This is a genomic window from Pedobacter sp. KBS0701 (assembly GCF_005938645.2).
Taxonomy (GTDB): domain Bacteria; phylum Bacteroidota; class Bacteroidia; order Sphingobacteriales; family Sphingobacteriaceae; genus Pedobacter.
In genome coordinates, this window is record NZ_CP042171.1 from 2,928,261 (window position 1) to 2,946,088 (window position 17,828).

The 17,828-nt window shown below is 37.7% G+C and carries 17 protein-coding genes; 9 read left to right on the plus strand and 8 right to left on the minus strand.

Going from position 1 to position 17,828, the window contains the following annotated elements; all coding sequences use genetic code 11:
• Positions 1 to 639: 639 nt before the first annotated feature.
• Complete coding sequence (lysS, locus tag FFJ24_RS11830; protein WP_138821692.1) at positions 640 to 2,349, plus strand: lysine--tRNA ligase; 1,710 nt, start codon at positions 640 to 642, stop codon at positions 2,347 to 2,349.
• Positions 2,350 to 2,485: 136 nt separating this feature from the next.
• The gene (locus FFJ24_RS11835; RefSeq protein WP_138821693.1) at positions 2,486 to 2,698 is read left to right on the plus strand and encodes a hypothetical protein; all 213 of its coding nucleotides are present in this window, start codon (positions 2,486 to 2,488) and stop codon (positions 2,696 to 2,698) included.
• A 107-nt stretch (positions 2,699 to 2,805) separates the two neighbouring features.
• On the opposite strand, the gene FFJ24_RS11840 is transcribed toward FFJ24_RS11835, so the two are convergent.
• Entirely contained in the window at positions 2,806 to 3,360 is a 555-nt protein-coding gene (locus tag FFJ24_RS11840; protein ID WP_138821694.1) for a pyridoxamine 5'-phosphate oxidase family protein, read from the minus strand.
• Positions 3,361 to 3,514: 154 nt separating this feature from the next.
• Between FFJ24_RS11840 and FFJ24_RS11845 the strand changes: the two genes are divergently transcribed.
• Positions 3,515 to 4,012, plus strand: coding sequence for a YdeI/OmpD-associated family protein (locus FFJ24_RS11845; RefSeq protein WP_138821695.1), 498 nt, complete (start codon positions 3,515 to 3,517; stop codon positions 4,010 to 4,012).
• Positions 4,013 to 4,065: 53 nt separating this feature from the next.
• Here FFJ24_RS11845 and FFJ24_RS11850 read toward each other — a convergent pair whose 3' ends face one another.
• A complete protein-coding gene (locus FFJ24_RS11850; protein ID WP_138821696.1) occupies positions 4,066 to 6,087 on the minus strand; it encodes a M3 family metallopeptidase in 2,022 nt (673 codons plus the stop codon).
• Positions 6,088 to 6,217: 130 nt separating this feature from the next.
• The gene (locus tag FFJ24_RS11855; RefSeq protein ID WP_138821697.1) at positions 6,218 to 6,757 is read right to left on the minus strand and encodes a DUF2892 domain-containing protein; all 540 of its coding nucleotides are present in this window, start codon (positions 6,755 to 6,757) and stop codon (positions 6,218 to 6,220) included.
• Between the two features lie 113 nt (positions 6,758 to 6,870).
• Between FFJ24_RS11855 and FFJ24_RS11860 the strand changes: the two genes are divergently transcribed.
• From FFJ24_RS11860 to FFJ24_RS11870, 3 genes are all read left to right on the plus strand, one after another.
• Positions 6,871 to 7,389 (plus strand): thioredoxin family protein, encoded by a 519-nt coding sequence (locus FFJ24_RS11860; protein ID WP_138821698.1) that lies wholly within the window; start codon positions 6,871 to 6,873, stop codon positions 7,387 to 7,389.
• Between the two features lie 210 nt (positions 7,390 to 7,599).
• Complete coding sequence (gene ung / locus FFJ24_RS11865; RefSeq protein ID WP_138821699.1) at positions 7,600 to 8,280, plus strand: uracil-DNA glycosylase; 681 nt, start codon at positions 7,600 to 7,602, stop codon at positions 8,278 to 8,280.
• Complete coding sequence (locus FFJ24_RS11870) at positions 8,280 to 8,942, plus strand: alpha/beta hydrolase (RefSeq protein WP_138821700.1); 663 nt, start codon at positions 8,280 to 8,282, stop codon at positions 8,940 to 8,942. The genes ung and FFJ24_RS11870 overlap by 1 nt, the downstream gene beginning before the upstream one ends.
• A gap of 194 nt (positions 8,943 to 9,136) precedes the next feature.
• Here FFJ24_RS11870 and FFJ24_RS11875 read toward each other — a convergent pair whose 3' ends face one another.
• Complete coding sequence (locus tag FFJ24_RS11875) at positions 9,137 to 9,607, minus strand: Lrp/AsnC family transcriptional regulator (protein WP_025142637.1); 471 nt, start codon at positions 9,605 to 9,607, stop codon at positions 9,137 to 9,139.
• 127 nt (positions 9,608 to 9,734) lie between these two features.
• Between FFJ24_RS11875 and FFJ24_RS11880 the strand changes: the two genes are divergently transcribed.
• Both FFJ24_RS11880 and FFJ24_RS11885 read left to right on the plus strand, forming a co-directional pair.
• On the plus strand, positions 9,735 to 10,397 hold the full coding sequence (locus FFJ24_RS11880) for a metal-dependent transcriptional regulator (RefSeq protein ID WP_138821701.1): 663 nt from the start codon (positions 9,735 to 9,737) through the stop codon (positions 10,395 to 10,397).
• Positions 10,384 to 12,249 (plus strand): Nramp family divalent metal transporter, encoded by a 1,866-nt coding sequence (locus tag FFJ24_RS11885; protein ID WP_138821702.1) that lies wholly within the window; start codon positions 10,384 to 10,386, stop codon positions 12,247 to 12,249. The genes FFJ24_RS11880 and FFJ24_RS11885 overlap by 14 nt, the downstream gene beginning before the upstream one ends.
• Positions 12,250 to 12,341: 92 nt before the next feature.
• Here FFJ24_RS11885 and FFJ24_RS11890 read toward each other — a convergent pair whose 3' ends face one another.
• Positions 12,342 to 12,821 carry a redoxin domain-containing protein gene (locus FFJ24_RS11890; protein WP_138821703.1) on the minus strand — a complete coding sequence of 160 codons (480 nt, stop codon included), beginning with the start codon at positions 12,819 to 12,821 and terminating at the stop codon, positions 12,342 to 12,344.
• Positions 12,822 to 13,507: 686 nt separating this feature from the next.
• Here FFJ24_RS11890 and smpB point away from each other — a divergent pair.
• On the plus strand, positions 13,508 to 13,957 hold the full coding sequence (gene smpB / locus FFJ24_RS11895) for an SsrA-binding protein (RefSeq protein WP_090496795.1): 450 nt from the start codon (positions 13,508 to 13,510) through the stop codon (positions 13,955 to 13,957).
• 87 nt (positions 13,958 to 14,044) lie between these two features.
• Here smpB and FFJ24_RS11900 read toward each other — a convergent pair whose 3' ends face one another.
• The 3 genes from FFJ24_RS11900 to FFJ24_RS11910 form a co-directional block, all read right to left on the minus strand.
• Positions 14,045 to 14,701 (minus strand): protein-L-isoaspartate(D-aspartate) O-methyltransferase, encoded by a 657-nt coding sequence (locus tag FFJ24_RS11900; RefSeq protein ID WP_108201101.1) that lies wholly within the window; start codon positions 14,699 to 14,701, stop codon positions 14,045 to 14,047.
• 235 nt (positions 14,702 to 14,936) lie between these two features.
• Positions 14,937 to 17,417, minus strand: a complete 2,481-nt coding sequence (priA, locus tag FFJ24_RS11905) for a primosomal protein N' (RefSeq protein ID WP_138821704.1) — start codon at positions 17,415 to 17,417, stop codon at positions 14,937 to 14,939.
• Positions 17,417 to 17,803 (minus strand): DUF423 domain-containing protein, encoded by a 387-nt coding sequence (locus FFJ24_RS11910; RefSeq protein ID WP_029279875.1) that lies wholly within the window; start codon positions 17,801 to 17,803, stop codon positions 17,417 to 17,419. The genes priA and FFJ24_RS11910 overlap by 1 nt, the downstream gene beginning before the upstream one ends.
• Positions 17,804 to 17,828 lie beyond the last annotated feature (25 nt).

Sequence of the window (17,828 nt, forward strand, 5' to 3'; positions counted from 1 at the left end):
GTTTTTAAATGGCTAGGACATCCAAGCAAATATAACATCTGTAAAACACTAAACTCATATCTCTGAAAAAATTTACCCGATGAAATCCTATTTAAAATTTATGAAGAGATTTATTCATTAGTTTACCCATCATTTGCAAAAACGATGAAACGCGATTTATTTTTTGAGCAGGTTTGGGATTTAACCACAGAAATACCCAAAGCAGGGTCACGTCTTACGGCGCAATTGCAAAAGCCATTGGTGCTTGCGGGCTAGCACAACTTCCTGCACCTTATTACTGCGTAATCAGCAGCAACGGCTTGCTTAGTGGCGATCCATCATCTACAACTAAAAGGCAGCAACTACCTGAAAGATAATACATTGAAATTAAAAATCTGAAAGTTCAAACCTTAAAAAGGTATTCTGGTATCCTTTAATTGATATAGAGTATTTACCGCAGATAAAGTTTCTAATAATCCGTTTTTCATCTAATTTCTTTAACATTCTAAAATGCTGTTTTATATCAAATAAAGCATTTATTAATTACAATAGCTTTCTTATCTTTGCCAAAAGGTGTCTTTTCAAAAATGATGTTTGAAACGATACCTGTTACAATTAATAAACACATTGCAAATCATTAATTTGCAAAAAATACCCGAAATGAGTATAGGATTATCAGAACAAGAAGTATTACGACGTGAGTCGTTAAAGCAATTACGCCAGTTAGGCATTGAACCCTATCCGGCAGAAGCTTATGAAATTAATGTTACGGCTGCCGATATTTTAGCAAACTACGAAAAAGATAAAACTGCTTATAAGACCGTTAGTTTAGCCGGTCGTATTATGGGCCGTAATATTATGGGTGCTGCATCTTTTGCTGAATTACAAGATTCAACAGGCCGTATCCAGATTTATTTAAAGAGAGACGAGCTTTGTCCTGGTGATGATAAAACCTTATATAACACGGTATTTAAGAAACTTTTGGACATTGGTGATTTCATCGGGATCACGGGTTATGTTTTTACCACACAAACAGGAGAAATCTCTATCCATGTAACCGGTTTTACTGTTTTAGCTAAATCTTTACGTCCGTTACCGATTGTAAAACGTGATGATGAAGGGAATGTCTACGATGGATTCACCAATCCTGAACTGCGTTACCGCATGCGTTATGTAGATTTAACGGTAAACCCTGATTACAAACAGATTTTCATCAAACGCAGCAAGGTAATTAACAGCATGCGTAACTACTTTGATGAGCAAGGTTGGATGGAAGTAGAAACTCCTATCCTACAGCCTATACACGGTGGTGCAGCGGCGCGCCCTTTTGCTACTCACCACAATACTTTAGATATGCCGCTTTACCTGCGTATTGCGAACGAGCTTTATTTAAAAAGGTTAATCGTTGCAGGTTTTGATGGCGTTTACGAGTTCGGTAAAATGTTCCGTAATGAAGGAATGGACCGTACGCATAATCCAGAGTATACCTCAATGGAAATTTATGTAGCCTATAAAGATTATATCTGGATGATGGCTATGGTTGAAGAATGTTTGGAAAAAGTAGCCATTGCAACCAATGGTTCGGCTGTAGTTAAAGTTGGTGAAAATGAAATCAATTTCGAAGGTCCATACGAAAAACTAACCATGTACGAATCAATCCAAAAATATACCGGAATTGATGTTTCGAAAATGACTGAAGAGGAGCTTTTGCAAACCTGTGCATCATTAGGCATAGAAACGGATTCTACCATGGGCCGCGGTAAATTGGTGGACGAAATTTTCAGTGATAAGGTAGAAGCCAATTTGATCCAGCCTACATTCATTACAGATTACCCGATCGAGATGACACCATTAGCTAAAAAGCACCGCAGTGCAGAAGGATTGGTGGAGCGTTTCGAAATATTTGTGAACGGTAAAGAAATCGGAAATGCTTATTCAGAGCTGAACGATCCTATTGATCAGAAAGAACGTTTTGAAGATCAGTTGAAACTTGCTGATCGTGGTGATGCCGAAGCGATGGCGATGGATGATGATTTCGTTCGTGCCTTAGAATATGGTATGCCTCCTACTTCAGGTTTAGGTTTTGGCATCGATCGTATCGTAATGTTAATGACCAATCAGAGCACCATACAGGAAGTTTTATTCTTCCCGCAGATGCGTCCGGAGAAAAAGAAAATTGAATTGACACCAGAAGAAACAGAATTATTTGCATTGGTTTCTGAAGGTGAACAATACCTGTTAACGGATATAAAAGCTAAACTTGCCGATTGGAGCAATAAAAAGTGGGATACCACTTTAAAAGCGTTAACTGGTAAGGGCATTTTAAAAGTCGCCAAAACAGATGATGGTCTATTTCTATCGCATAAATAGTTAATTTGTTAATCTAACGGTAAAACACCATACCAGATTTTAACATAAACATAACATAAACTTAAAAGGCTTGCTAACAATTGTTTAGCAAGCCTTTTCTATATTTACAGCAATCGATAATTAAAATCATTGCGATATGAATACGTCAAGTTTAGAAATCAACGAAAGAGAGTACTGCATTAAATTAAGCAAAGATGCTTTTGATTTAACGCTGGTACGTCAGTTAATAAAAAGAATTCAGGCCGAAGCTTTATTCTTCTCAAGAGTACAAGCTGAAGAGGATGATATCTTAAGCAAAAGAGCCCAGAGAGAAGAATTTGAAGGATTCGATTATTTAGGAGACAAATAGTCAGTTTTCAATTGACTATTTCCAGTTAGCAGTTAATTTAACAATTAACCAGTTAGCCGCTTTAAAGAACAGTTAACCGGTTAACCAAATTCAAACAGTTAAGCTCACTAATCAACCTCTAAAGCTCCTTCTACTGAATCATCCATTGTTTTACCTGTAATTACGGATGCAGCCATTTTCAAAAATGCAACGGCTGTGCCATGTTTGGTATCCCAATAATATCCTTCTGATGGGATAACTTTAATCAGTGTAATATTAGGGTCGTCCTTCCCTCCCTGAAACCAGGTTTTAATAAACGGACTCCAAAGTTCGTCGATTTTGTCCTGATCCCTGCTGATTTCAGAAATACCATAAATGTTTACAAAACCTGAATGGGCGCCTGCCTGAAATAGTAAATGTGTAAATGGATCGGCAGAGATTTCGTCGTTTTTATGACTGTCTTTCATGCTCATAAACCAGATATTCCCTTCATCATCCACCTGTTGAATAGCCATTGGTCTTACGGATAAAGGTATTCCTGTTTTAATATTGGTACAGAAAAAACAACTTTCAGCTTTTTCTGCCAACTCCCTGAGTTTTTCGATGGCTGCTTTGCCACCCAGATCTTTAATGTTATTTTCTTCCTGGGTATTGTTTGTACTTCCTTCTTGTGATGTTGCCATAGGATTAAGATTTTATATTAACTACAATAGAAATCGGGATTTGGTTTTGAGTTTTTGCGGGGAGCTCTAGGCCAAGAGCGTCGAGCGGAGAGCATAGCATTAGATTTATTGGCAAAAATTATGGCGTTTTAATCAAAGGCAATATCTTTAATTAATGGATATCAAAAAACCGAAAGCTTTTAAGGCTGAGATTAAAATTATAGGCATCAATCCTTTTGTGTTTGTACCAGAGGAAGCATTAAATTATGTTTTTCATCAATCTGGAAAAAATAAGGGACAGCTTCCTGTTAAAATGAAAATTGATGGTCATGAATTTAAACAAACCCTGGTTAAATATGCAGGAGATTGGCGTTTGTACCTCAATACGCCCATGCGAAAAGCAGCCGGAAAAGATATTGGCGACACCGCAACTTTCGAAATTGAATTTGATACTGAAGAACGGACAATTAGTATCAATCCTAAATTATTACATGCCTTAGCAAAAAACAAACAGGCCAAAGATATATTTGATGGCCTTGCTCCTCATTTACAAAAGGAAATTATACGTTATATTGCCAACCTTAAAACGGAAGAGTCGGTTGACCGCAATGTCAAAAAAGCTATTCAATTTCTTTTGGGTAAAGAACGGTTTATCGGTAGAGATGGGATTTAAAGCATTATAGTACAAAGGACATTAATAACTGTCCTTTGTACTATGGTGTTATCTTATAACAATCCTCGCTTTTTAAGCATTGGTTTAATATCAGGATTATGCCCCCTGAAATTAAAGAACATTTTGCCAAGATCTTCCGTATTTCCTTTGGACAGAATCATATCCCTAAAACGCTGACCATTTGCTCTGGTTAATCCTCCATTTTCCTGAAACCATGAAAATGCATCATTTTCAAGCATAGAAGTCCAGCTGTAGGCGTAATAACCTGCGGCGTAGCCATTACTCCAGATATGCAAAAAATAGCTGGAGCGGTAACGTGGCGGCACATACGATAAATTTAAATTGGTTTTTTTTAAAGCCTCAGCTTCAAATTTATCAACGTCCTGTAATGGTGAACCCGGAGAAATTGTATGCCACTGCATATCCAGATCGGCCGCTGCCAAAGCTTCAGTAAAAATATAACCCTGGTTAAAGGAACCCGCCTTTTTAATTTTATCCAGCAAAGCCTGCGGCATCTGTGCTCCGGTCTGATAGTGAAGCGCGTAGTTCTTCAGTATTTTTGGATCAGAAGCCCAATGTTCATTAAACTGGGAAGGAAATTCAACATAATCACGGGCTACGTTCGCACCCGAAAGACTGGGATATTGCTGGTTAGCAAACAGACCATGCAAACCGTGTCCAAACTCATGAAACATGGTGGTAACATCGTCAAAACTAATTAATGCTGGTTTTCCGGCTTCGGGTTTTGCAAAATTGCAGACATTATAAATTACCGGTATTGTGCCGAATAGTTTAGATTGTGGAACAAGGTTATCCATCCAGGCACCACCATCTTTGTTATCACGTTTATAGTAATCACAATAAAACAAACCTAACTGTTTTCCATCTTTGTCCATTACATCAAAAACAAGAACATCTTCCTGATAAACAGGTAAATCTTTACGTTCTTTAAAAGTAATACCGTAAAGTTGTGTTGCAGCATAAAACACACCGTTAATGAGGACCTTATTTAACTCGAAATAAGGTTTAACCTCGTTTTCATCCAGATCAAATTTTGCTTTACGAACTTGTTCGGCATAAAAGTCCCAATCCCAGGGCTCTAGTTTAAAGCCCCCTTTTTGCTGATCGATTACAGCCTGTATATCTGCCGCTTCACTTTTTGCCTTCGCGGTAGCAACAGGAATAACTTTGCTAAAAAAATCTTCTACTGCTTCAGGTGTTTTAGCCATCTGATTTTGCAATTTCCAGGCTGCATAATTTTTAAAGCCAAGTAGTGCCGCCTGAGCAGAACGGATCTGCGCAATTCTTGAAATTATTTTACGGGTATCGTTTGCATCGCCTTTTTCGGCCCTGTTCCATGATTTCTTAAAAAGTTCCTCTCTCTTGGCACGATCGGTCATTGATTGCAATTCGGGCTGTTGAGTAGTATTTTTTAAACCTTTACCCGCTGCCTGTAACTGTGCGGTAAACTTTGCGCCTAAAGTAGCTTCTTCTTTATTCAGCTCTTTAAGCTTGTCTTTGTCAGCGTCAGATAGCTTTGCTCCAGCCAATTCAAATTTCTGGTAATAATACTCCAGTAAGCGCAACGATTCGGCATCTAACTTCAGCTGATCTTTCTTTTTGTAAAGGGTTTCTACCCGGTTAAAAAGTTTGGTATTTAAGTAAATGGCATCAGTATTTGCAGTAAGTTTGGGAGCTTCCTCTTCTTTAACCTTTTGCAATTCAGGATTGGTATTGGCGCCTGTAAGCAGGTTGAAAACCATGCTTGTCCGGCTCAGCAGTTGTCCGCTTTTTTCGATGGCCAAGATGGTATTTTCAAAGCCTGGCGCATCGGTCTGATCAGCAATTTTCCGGATTTCATCCATTTGCTGCTTCATTCCTTCTTCTAATGCCGGTTTAAAATCTCCGTTTTTTATTTTGTCGAAAGCTGGAGCCTGAAAAGCAAGTGCGCTTGCTTTATAAAAAGGATTGGCCGATGAAAAGCCTTCACTGCTTTCTTCAGCATTTTTTTTGTTATTGCAGGCACCTAGAATGGTTAAAAAAGCCAGCATGGGTAAATAATATACTTTTTTCATGAATATTTAAAAGTTAGGTTATCCATAAAAATAGTAATTTATATGCTGCAATTTTAAATAAACAAAATTAAGCTGAAAACAAAAAAGCCATCTCAATTTTGAAATGGCTCTATGTAAGATGTGATCGATACTATCTGTAACGAACTTGCTGTTGTTTGTCCATCATGCCCATCTGATCTTTCATTTGTTTGATCTGATCGGCCAATAATTTATTTTTATCTGCTTTTTTCGCTTCAGCAAGATACATGGTTGCTTCGCGTTTGTTACGCTTAGCCATTGCAATGCCTGCTAAACTTAATTTTGCTAAAGCAACGTTATGATCCATCTGCATACCCAGGCTCAAAGCAGTTTTGAAATATTTTTCTGATTTCATTGGCGCTGTTCTGCTTTCAATTAACCCGATCAACAAATTATAATAACCATGTTGAACTTTAATCAACTGCGTTTCATAATTGGTAATGCGATCTAAAAACATTTTTGCCTTGGGCATGTTATCTTTTCTGAGGAACCATTGTGCTAAAAGCATGTTCTCATTAAAGAAATAGGTTACAAGTACAATTATCCCCAATAAAATGGCAACAATACCCCACGGCCAGAAACCGAAAATAAATAAAGCTACTGCGCCACCCAGTAAAGCAAACCCCGCAATTAATCTGATAATATTTGGCATAAATTTATTCTAATTATTTTTTTTGCAAATATCGTGTTTAAATGGCAGAAATTAGATTTTAAAACAATAATTTCATTAAAAATTTAAAAGATCAAAAAAACCGTCTCATCAATATGAAAATCCTTTTATCTATAACCCTAATTGTACTTGCAATGAACGTTTCTGCTCAGGAAGTTAATAAAAAAATCCACGATCAAGTCCACAATAAAGATATATTAATTAATGCTTGTACGCGAGAAGGTATTGCTACTTTTCCTGAGTTTAAAGAAATGTACGATCCACTCTATGCGGCTTATATACCAGATGCGGCAACCATGATCGAATTGAAAAAACTGGTTAAAAATGAAAAAATCAAAATTGTGCTAGGTACCTGGTGTGGCGACAGCAAAGCAAATGTTCCGAACTTTTTTAAAATTTTAGATGCTTTACACTTTAAAGAGAAAAACGTAGAGGTTATTGCTGTTGACGGTAACAAAAAAGCTGAAAATGGCATTTTAGACGGCCTGGACATTTCGAGGGTACCTACATTTATTGTTTTAGATAAAAAAGGTAAAGAACTGGGCAGGATTACAGAAGGTCCAAAAACAAGCCTTGAGGGAGATTTGTTAGGAATATATAAGAAGAAGTCTTAAACTTTTTGAGAGGTTTTTTTGACTATATTTTGATAGTTCATGGTTGATTACCTAAGTCTTTCATAGCCGATAACCTATTGGCTTATACTTAGCACCCTGACCATTGACCATTATGTATAAAACCATGAACGATCAAACCATCAACTAAAAATTTATTTACAAGACATTACCCGAAATCCATTTTACATTATACATCTTACATTAATTATTATGTCAGCAGCATTAGAACCCGGTTGGTTAGCCGTTTTAGAAGAAGAGTTTGAAAAAGACTATATGAAAAGCCTTAAAGCCTTTTTACAGGAGGAGAAACAGAAAGGTGCAACGGTTTATCCTAAAGGCGCTGATATTTTTAATGCATTAAATACAACGCCATTTGATCAGGTAAAGGTTGTCATTTTAGGTCAGGATCCTTATCATGGCGTTGGCCAGGCACATGGATTATCGTTTTCGGTACAACGCGGTGTAGCGGTTCCGCCCTCATTAAAAAATATTTACAAAGAGCTGGAAACTGATATCGAGGGCTTTAAAACACCAAATCATGGCCACTTAACCCATTGGGCTGAACAAGGTGTATTATTGCTCAATGCTACACTAACAGTCCGTGCTTCGGAGGCTGGTTCACACCAAAACCGCGGATGGGAAATTTTTACAGATGAAATTATAAAGGCTTTATCTCAAAAACGCGAACATATTGTTTTCTTGTTATGGGGTAAATATGCACAGCAAAAAGCAGCTTTAATAGATCAAAAGAAACATTATATGCTTACTGCTGCCCACCCATCTCCATTTTCGGCCTACAATGGCTTCTTTGGATCAAAACATTTTTCAAAAGCAAATCAGCTTCTGGTACAGAATAATTTAACACCAATCGACTGGAACTTACCAGCCTAATGAATACTTATTTTATCAGCGGTTTAGGTGCCGATAAAAGGATTTTTTCTAAGCTTAAGCTCGATGAAAAAATCAATATCATTCATATAGATTGGATCAATCCGGTTAAAAATGAATCATTGGCCACTTATGCAGAAAGGTTGAGCAAAGTTATCGACAAATCCCAGCCATTTGCTTTGGTTGGCGTTTCTTTTGGAGGGATGATCGCGGTAGAAATAGCGAAGGTTTTAAAGCCTATTACTACTGTTATCATTTCTAGTACCATGTTAAGCATTCATCTACCCGCACTTTACCGTTTCGCTGGGAGTTTAGGCCTACTAAAGATTATCCCTGCAAGGCTTTTAAAATCATCGAACAAACTCACCCAGAATTATTACTTCGGTACCCGATCTGGCAGTGAAAAAACCTTATTAAGCAAAATTATTAAGGATACTGATCCTTATTTTTTGAAATGGGCCATTGGAAGCATATTAAACTGGAAGAATAAGGTTAAACCAGAAAGGATTTTTCACATCCATGGCACGATGGATAAAATCCTCTATTCTAAAACTGCAAAACCTGATTTCGTGATCGAAAATGGAACCCACTTCATGGTTTATCAAAATGCAGCGGAAATTTCAGGAATTATTGATGAAATAGTATTGAATAGAGGAATAGACTAATTCTAAGCCATACATCATCCCTAGACTCATCGTCATTTCGAGCGAAGTGCAACGCAGTCGAGAAATCTATAATAGATCTCTCCATTCCGCTACGCTACAGTCGAGATGACGATCTTTCTATTATTTCCATCCCACCAATACATTATAATGGAAATATAATAATTACAGATAACAGCCCCTTAATGGGTTTGCTATTAATACTCTAAAGGCACAATTGGTTCTTTCTTTGTAGTCGACATAATCATCATCGTCTGGAATGTTTTCACTACAGAAATCTTACTGATTTTATCCATAATTAAACGTTCGTACGCTTTAATGTCTTTCACATAAACCTTTAATAGAAAATCGGCCTGACCGGTAACGTGATGACATTCGGTAATTTCTTTGATTTGATTTACTTCGTCCAAAAAGATCTGGATAGTATTATTTTTATGAAAATCGAGTTGAATCTGGATAAAGGTTTTTATACCTAAACCCAGTTTTTCTTCATCCACCAAGGCATGATAACTTTTAATATATCCTGCCATTTCGAGCTTGCGTACACGCTCTAAAGTTGGTGCAGGTGATAAACCAATTTCTTGTGATAAAAGTAAATTGGTAATTCTTCCGTTCTCTTGAAGAATTCTTAAAATTTTGAAGTCAATTTTATCTAATTCAGATGCCATACGGTGTTAAAGGTATTTCAGAATACAAACATAACCAAATTATATTCTAAATTTTAACATAATTTATCATATATATTTTAAATAAAAATTTTTAGATTTACCTAAAAATAAAATTAGATAAACATAAATGCAAAGTTATACCGAAGAGAACTATCTAAAGACTATTTATCATCTGGCAGAGAAAACAATAAATGTTCAAACCAATGCTATTGCGGAGCAAATGCAAACCAAACCCGCATCGGTTACCGATATGATCAAGAAATTAGCCGATAAGGGGCTGATTGATTATATTAAATACCAGGGGGTTACCTTAACCGAGACAGGGAAAAATACAGCGATAGATATTGTACGTAAACATAGATTATGGGAAGTTTTTTTGGTAGACAAATTAAATTTCAAGTGGGATGAGGTACATGATGTTGCCGAAGAGTTGGAACATATTAAATCGGTTGAGCTGATTGAAAGACTAGATGAGTTTCTAGGTTTTCCGAAAGCAGACCCTCATGGCGACCCCATTCCGGATAAAAATGGACGATTTGCCAAAACCCAGTTTATTAAACTCATCGAATTAAAAGTAGGAGATTCTGGTACCATAACCGGCGTGAGTCAGCACAGTTCTGCTTTTTTAAAGCATTTAGAAAAATTAGGGCTTACCCTGGGCAAACAAATCCAGATTACTGATGTTACCGATTTCGATGGTTCAGTTGAGATCCGGTTATCCGATAAACAAGTTAATATTAGTAGAGAAGTTGCAAAACATATTTTAATCAGCAGTAATGGCAAAAACTGAATCCCTAAGTGAAGTACATCAAAGCGTAAATACAGATAAAAGAAAAGGCTGGAAAAGAATTTTAGCTTTTATTGGTCCTGCCTATTTAATTAGTGTGGGCTACATGGATCCAGGTAACTGGGCAACCGATCTGGCTGGTGGTAGTAAATTTGGGTACCAATTGATCTGGGTTTTACTCATGTCAAACCTCATTGCATTGCTTTTGCAATCGCTGAGTGCCCGTTTGGGTATTGTGAGGGGATTGGATTTGGCCCAGGCTTCAAAACAGGCTTACCCTCGCTGGGCAAATATTCCATTGTTTGGATTGGCACAAACTGCTATTATTGCCTGCGATCTGGCAGAAATCATTGGAATGGCCATCGGTTTACAGCTGTTATTTGGTTTACCGTTAATCTGGGGTATTTCCATTACCATTTTTGACACCATTTTACTGTTATTCCTGTTAAACAAAGGCATGAGGGCCATGGAAGGTTTTATCGTATCGATGGTTTTTATCGTGGGGATTTCCTTTTTGGTCGAAATGTTTATTGTAGAACCATCCATTAAAGAAATAGCCAGGGGATTTGAGCCTTCTATCTTAAATGGTGATGCGCTTTATATCGCCATCGGGATTATTGGTGCAACGGTAATGCCACATAACCTTTACCTGCATTCTTCTTTGGTACAGACCAGAAAAATTGAACGGAGCAATAAAGGGATTAAAGAAGCTTTAAAGTTTAACCTCATTGATACCACAGTTGCATTAAACCTGGCCTTTTTTGTTAATGCCGCCATATTAATTCTTGCTGCTGCAGCTTTTTACAAAAATGGTTTACACGAAGTGGCAGAAATTCAGGATGCACATAAATTACTTTCTAATATTTTTGGAAGTGTAGCCCCAACCCTATTTGCTATCGCGCTAATTGCAGCCGGGCAAAGTTCTACGGTTACCGGAACTTTAGCCGGACAAATTATTATGGAAGGGCATATTAATTTAAGGATTCAACCCTGGTTACGACGCTTGATTACGCGCCTTCTGGCAATTATCCCTGCATTTTTCACCATCCTGCATTACGGCGACGATGCCCTTGGTGGCTTATTGGTGCTCAGTCAGGTGGTTTTAAGTTTACAGTTGGGTTTCGCCATTATTCCTTTGATCCATTTTACATCAGATAAAAAACTGATGAAAGATTTCGCAATCAAACTATGGGTAAAGGTTTTGGCATGGGCAAGCGCCATCGCCATTATTGCGCTCAATGTAAAACTGGTGATCGAAGAAATAAGCGGTTGGGCAAAAGAAGCCAATAACTGGTGGATTTATGCGATTGTAATACCAGCATTAATCTTTATCATACTGCTCCTGCTCTATGTTTTCTTCCATCCATTGTTAGAAAAGAAAAAAAATGCATCCAAACAAATTGTGCCTCATGGAGATGCTTTGGACATTGGGAAAATCGAAAAGATCACTTATACAAAAATTGGTATTGCAGTAGATTTCTCTAAAAACGACAGGAACACGATCAGGCATGCTTTAATTCAAGGTGGTAAAGATGCGCACTATTACCTGATCCATATTGTAGAAACTGCTGCTGCCCGTTACCTTGGTAAGGAAGTAATGGACCATGAAACACAGAGCGATGCTGCTAATCTGGAGAGATACAGAGCTAATCTCGAAGACCTTGGATATGATTCTACACCCTTCATTGGTTTTGGAAACACCGGCAAAGCCATAGCCGATATCAGTAACCGGAACGAAATGGAGCTTTTGGTAATGGGTGCACACGGACATAAAGGCTTAAAAGACCTTATTTTCGGCACTACGGTAGATTCGGTGAGGCACAAGGTGAATATTCCTGTATTGATTATCAGGTAAGATTATTCAGCGCCAGATTATAATTAACCCACAGATAAAAAGGATTTAGACAGATGTAAAAATCTGTTTAAATCTGTAGCTAAAAAATAAGATTATTTATTCAAAACCGTCATCATTTTTTTGATGCCGCCATCGCCTGACTGATACATTAGTAATTTACCTGCAGGGGAATATAAGTACATTGCTGGGTATTTTTTTGGTAAAAATGTTGGAATAAATATTCGTTTTTTATCCTGTAGTACCAGCACATTAGGTTTTGTATTTAAACCTTTGGCATAAGAATCAAAAAACTGTGGAATGATATAAGCTTCATCCATAGTAATCATATAAATATTTACATTCTTAAACCTGGCATAATTGGTATTCAACATTTTGCTTTCACGCTGGCAATGCTCGCAGGTACAATCGAATAATATAAAAAGGTTCTTTTTGCCTTGTTTAATATCGGTATTAGAAAAAGCTTTTCCATCCAGGCGGTAAAAAGTAAATTGTGGCAACAAAGTTGGCTGCTGTGCTTTTACCTGGAAAGTGATGACTAATAATAAGATTAAAAGTAGGTTTCTGAATTTCATTTTCGATATTTTATGACCAAACTTAATGGAATAAATACGAACATAATAATATATCCTTAGCTTTTACAAACTGATGAACATTTTTGTTGGTTCCTTACTCTGAGGTTTTATTTTAAAAATTGTCGTCATCCCGATCCCGATGGCTATCAGATGAAGCGCAGCGAAATGGAGAGATCTATCGAGACAGATTTTGCTTCGCAGAGCCTTCGGGTTCTAGGCTGCGTTACCGATGTAAAATCGGTACAGGTAGCACTTCGCTCGAAATGACGACCTCTTACTACTTCTCCCATAAAACAAGGCCATATTGGCGGATTAAAGGTCTGATTTTCTTGCAATAACCTGTGTTAAATAAACCCGATTGCCGCGGAAATCAAAAGCTTTTTCTGCTTTTGTTGCAGCAAAAAGCGGGACTGAGGCTGCCAAAGGAACTGTCCGTACATTTCCCAAATAAAATCCACTAAATCAGAGATTCAAGTTAAATATACGTGCCTGGACTCGTCACCCTGATTTATTTCAGGGTCCATTCTTACGTGAAAGATGCTGAAATAAATTCAGCATGACGATCGCATTAAGATCGAAATAAATTAAAACTAAATTATCACATCAATTTTTAGGATATTTGCAACCCGGCATGTATATTTTATACTATTGCTGAACATTACAATAACAAATACTTTATTAAAATTTTGAAAAACGACATCAACATAAAGAATAAAAGGGCTTATTTCGACTACAATCTTTTGGATAAATACGTAGCCGGTATTGCCCTTTTAGGGACTGAAATAAAAGCGATCAGACAAGGTAAAGCCAACATGACGGATGCATTTTGCATGTTTATTGGCGGTAATCTTTTCGTGCGCAACCTTCATATTTCTGAATATAGCCACAGTTCTTTTTATCACCACGATATTAAACGCGACCGTGCCCTACTTTTGCAGAAAAAAGAAATCAGAAAATTAAAGCTTAAAGGCGAAGAAAAGGGTTATACCATCGTTCCTTTACGTATTTTCATCAACGAAAGAGGTTTCGCTAAAATGGAGATTGCGCTGGCTCAAGGTAAAAAAGAATTTGACAAACGTGATAGCATTAAAGATAGAGATACCAAGCGGGAGCTGGATAGAGCGATGAAGAGATAATTTAGTTTGGAGTTGGGGGTTTAGAGATATTTAACTTCAAGTTGAAAAAACGACTCAAAACTCCGATCTCCAAACTCCCAGCTGGTTTTACCATGCCTGGTCGCCAACTAATGGCACAAACCTGAAGGTATCCAACACAATTTTTTCGTAGTCTGTTTCGCTTACACGGATAACGGTAACCATTTTCTGGGTTTTCTCATCTCCCACCGGGATAACCAAAATGCCACCTATTTTTAACTGTTTTAACAAGATCTCCGGAACCAGTGGAGCGCCAGCGGTAACAATTATTTTGTCGTATGGCGCGTGTGCAGCAATTCCTTTCGAGCCATCCCCACAATAAAAAGTAGGCCTATAACCCATTCCAGGTAAAACCTGAATTGTTCTGTTATAAATATTCTCTTGTCTTTCTATCGTAAAAACTGTAGCCCCTAATTCCATTAATATACAGGTTTGGTAGCCCGAGCCCGTTCCGATCTCAAGTACCTTATCTCCTTTTTTAATGTGCAGCAATTCACTTTGGTAAGCAACCGTGTAAGGTTGAGATATGGTTTGCCCATCACCTATCGGAAAAGCAATATCTTTGTAAGATTGGTTCCAAAAAGTTTCGTCAAAAAAGAAGTGCCGTGGAACTTTACCTATGGCTGTTAACACATTTTCATCTTCAATTCCGCGAGATTTTAACAACTCAACCAGTTTTTTTCTCGCTCCTCGTTCCCGGTAATTATCAACAAATTTATATGCCATGAGCTTCAAAATTAGCTTTTTTTAACAGTGATACAAGATAAAAAAATCCACATTACCGTAAGTAACACTAAATCAAAACTTAAATTAGTAATTAATTTGATCTGTCATTCTGAACGCAGTGAAGAATCCCTTGCCTAAACGCATCAGCTAAAAACTGCGCTGTCCTTAATTAAAGTTTGTTACTTATCTCTCGCAGATGCTCCACTAAATTCAGCATGACAATACACGCTCCTTTCTAATACGGATCTACGTCTATTTGTGTAAAAACGCCTTTAAACTCTTTGGTTGCATTAAATTCGGTCAGGGTTTCTCTTAATGCATCTTTAACTTTCTGAATGGCCGTATGCTTGTCGGCTTTAATAATAATCTGTTTGATATAGAGATTCCGTACACGGCTTACCAACGGTTGTTCGGGACCTAAAACACGTTTACCAAATTTTCCTTTCAGGATATTGGCCAATATAAATGCAGCATGATCTAAAACATTCGAATCCTTATGTTTGATGTACAAAAATATCATCCGCGAAAATGGCGGATAAAGAAATTTCTCGCGTTCAACAATTTCATCATTATACATCCCCTCGTAGTCGTTGTTCACCACCTGCTTGATGATTCGATTTTCGGCATCGTAAGTCTGGATACAAACATTACCCTGGTCAGCTCTTCTACCTGCCCTACCCGCAACCTGTGCCAACAGCTGGAAGCTCCTTTCGTAAGCGCGGAAATCAGGATAACCTAAAAGTGTATCGGCATTAATTACCCCAATAAGGTTCAGGTTGTCGAAATCAAGCCCTTTGGCCACCATCTGTGTGCCAATTAAAATGTCGGTTTTCTTCTCCTGAAAGTCATTTAAAATCTGCTGAAGTCCATTTTTTGTCCTCGTACTATCCATATCCAGCCGGGCAATAGTCACTTCAGGATAAAGTAACCTGAGTTCTTCTTCAATACGCTCTGTACCAAAACCTTTTTGCTCCACATGTACTGAACCACAGGCGGGACAGATATTTACACTGCTTTGCTGATAGCCACAATAGTGACAATGTAATTTCCCACTGCTTTTATGATAGGTTAAACTTACATCGCAGTTTACGCATTTTGGTGTATAACCACAGGTTGCACAGATTAGAATGGTAGCGTAGCCCCTCCTGTTCTGAAACAATACAATCTGCTCTTTTTTTGAAAGTGCCAGATCGATATCTTTGATCAACACGCTCGAAAAATACGAACTCATCGTTTTTTTCTTTGTTTCTTCCGAAATACTTACCACCTGCTGATTAGGAAGCTGAACTCCGCCAAAACGCTCTTTCATCTCCACGAGTCCGTATTTACCTTGTAAAGCATTATGATAACTCTCTAAGGAGGGCGTAGCTGAACCTAAAATCACTTTTGCCTGATGCAGGTATCCTAAATAAATGGCTGCGTCCCTGGCCTGATAACGTGGTGCCGGATCGTATTGTTTATATGACGGTTCATGTTCTTCATCAACCACAATTAATTTTAAGTGCTGAAATGGAAGAAAAACGGCTGAACGAGCGCCTAAGATTACTTTATACGCACCTGTTCTCACCTTATTCCAGATTTCTACCCTTTCGCTATTGTTGAATTTAGAATGGTATACCCCGATTGAATTGCCAAAATAACGTTTGATCCGCTCTACAATCTGTGTGGTTAAGGCAATTTCGGGAAGCAGGAACAATACCTGTCCATCTGTATTCTGGATAATTTTTTCAATCAGTTTAATATAAACCTGTGTTTTTCCTGACGCCGTGACACCATGAAGCAAAACCACCTCTTTCTCATCAAAATGCTGGTTAATCTGGCTCAATGCCTTCTGCTGACCTTCGTTCAGTTCAAAATTAACACTAAACTCTTCATCGTGAACAGCCAAACGGCTAACCGGCCTTTTCATTACTACAAAAATATCTTTGTCGGTTAAAGCCTTTAATGCCGCTGGTCCACAATTACTTTCTTCCAAAAGCTGTTCTTTAGCGATCGGAAGATTTGATTTTTGTAATTTCAGGTAAGCCAGTAAAGCGTCTAATTGTTTAGGTGCCCGATCTAAAACATTAAAAAGCTGTTTTAAATTTTCTTCATCACTATAAAAGTCATTTAAAATGATAAACGATTTAAGCAAAGGTTTATATTTCTGCACCACCTCTTCAGCTACCAGCACCAGTTCTTTATCGAGCAAATGATTGATGATTGGATACACTGTTTTCTGCCCCAGTAGCTTAGAAACATCATTAACCGTAAGTTTCTGTTGCTGTTTTAGTGCATTGATGATGATTTCTTCCTTATCGGTAAGCGCAGTGTCTTCATTGTAATCTTCACGAAGAATCAATATGGTTTCGCTGGCCAATTTTAAACTTGCAGGCAATGCAGCCGCCATTACATCACCTTCATTGCACATGTAATAATTGGTCATCCATGTCCAGAATTTAAGTTGCATGGGTGTAATTACAGGCTCGGCATCTACAACATCGATAATATATTTCGCTTCATAAACCACCGGTGGTACCGTGCTGATTCCACTAATTAAAGCGGTGTAAATTTTATGCTTTCCAAATTGCACCACCACCCGTTTTCCAACAGCGATCTGGTCGTTTAAATCAAAAGGTACCCGGTAAGTATAGTTTTTCGCCAAAGATAATGGCAAAATGACTTCCACAAAAAGTGTTTCTCTTTCTGAAAAAATATCGTTTTCGAAAGTATTCATTATTTATCTTTAAATGCCGCAAAAAAGAGCATTATCCATCCCAATACAAATAAAAGCCCGCCAATCGGTGTAATTGGGCCAATAAATTCAGTAAATCCTAAATGCGATATGCTTCGGGTAGCCAATAAATATAACGATCCTGAAAAAAGGATGATTCCAAATGTGAAGCAGAAATAAGCGATATTAATGAGCTTGTTCCGATAACGGGCAAAGGTTGAAAGGTACAATAGCGCAAATGTATGATAGAACTGATAATCAACACCTTTTTGCCAGATTTCTAATGATGGTCCATCAATTAGCGCCTTTAGGCCATGAGCGCCAAATGCGCCCAGTAAAACAGCAACAGCACCAAAAAAAGAAGCGGTAAGGATTATTCGTTTATTCATAGTTATTTGCTAGTAGCAATCGCTA

What these genes read in the sequence shown, in the direction of transcription:
- FFJ24_RS11840 (WP_138821694.1), bottom strand. Translation starts at nt 3,360, where the DNA reads ATGGCAACATCACAAGAAGGAAGTACAAACAATACCCAGGAAGAAAAT.
- FFJ24_RS11910 (WP_029279875.1), bottom strand. Translation starts at nt 17,803, where the DNA reads ATGAATAAACGAATAATCCTTACCGCTTCTTTTTTTGGTGCTGTTGCT.
- FFJ24_RS11855 (WP_138821697.1), bottom strand. Translation starts at nt 6,757, where the DNA reads ATGCCAAATATTATCAGATTAATTGCGGGGTTTGCTTTACTGGGTGGC.
- FFJ24_RS11860 (WP_138821698.1), top strand. Translation starts at nt 6,871, where the DNA reads ATGAAAATCCTTTTATCTATAACCCTAATTGTACTTGCAATGAACGTT.
- priA (WP_138821704.1), bottom strand. Translation starts at nt 17,417, where the DNA reads ATGAATACTTTCGAAAACGATATTTTTTCAGAAAGAGAAACACTTTTT.
- FFJ24_RS11885 (WP_138821702.1), top strand. Translation starts at nt 10,384, where the DNA reads ATGGCAAAAACTGAATCCCTAAGTGAAGTACATCAAAGCGTAAATACA.
- FFJ24_RS11880 (WP_138821701.1), top strand. Translation starts at nt 9,735, where the DNA reads ATGCAAAGTTATACCGAAGAGAACTATCTAAAGACTATTTATCATCTG.
- FFJ24_RS11875 (WP_025142637.1), bottom strand. Translation starts at nt 9,607, where the DNA reads ATGGCATCTGAATTAGATAAAATTGACTTCAAAATTTTAAGAATTCTT.
- FFJ24_RS11845 (WP_138821695.1), top strand. Translation starts at nt 3,515, where the DNA reads ATGGATATCAAAAAACCGAAAGCTTTTAAGGCTGAGATTAAAATTATA.
- FFJ24_RS11870 (WP_138821700.1), top strand. Translation starts at nt 8,280, where the DNA reads ATGAATACTTATTTTATCAGCGGTTTAGGTGCCGATAAAAGGATTTTT.
- FFJ24_RS11890 (WP_138821703.1), bottom strand. Translation starts at nt 12,821, where the DNA reads ATGAAATTCAGAAACCTACTTTTAATCTTATTATTAGTCATCACTTTC.
- ung (WP_138821699.1), top strand. Translation starts at nt 7,600, where the DNA reads ATGTCAGCAGCATTAGAACCCGGTTGGTTAGCCGTTTTAGAAGAAGAG.
- FFJ24_RS11900 (WP_108201101.1), bottom strand. Translation starts at nt 14,701, where the DNA reads ATGGCATATAAATTTGTTGATAATTACCGGGAACGAGGAGCGAGAAAA.
- FFJ24_RS11835 (WP_138821693.1), top strand. Translation starts at nt 2,486, where the DNA reads ATGAATACGTCAAGTTTAGAAATCAACGAAAGAGAGTACTGCATTAAA.
- FFJ24_RS11850 (WP_138821696.1), bottom strand. Translation starts at nt 6,087, where the DNA reads ATGAAAAAAGTATATTATTTACCCATGCTGGCTTTTTTAACCATTCTA.
- lysS (WP_138821692.1), top strand. Translation starts at nt 640, where the DNA reads ATGAGTATAGGATTATCAGAACAAGAAGTATTACGACGTGAGTCGTTA.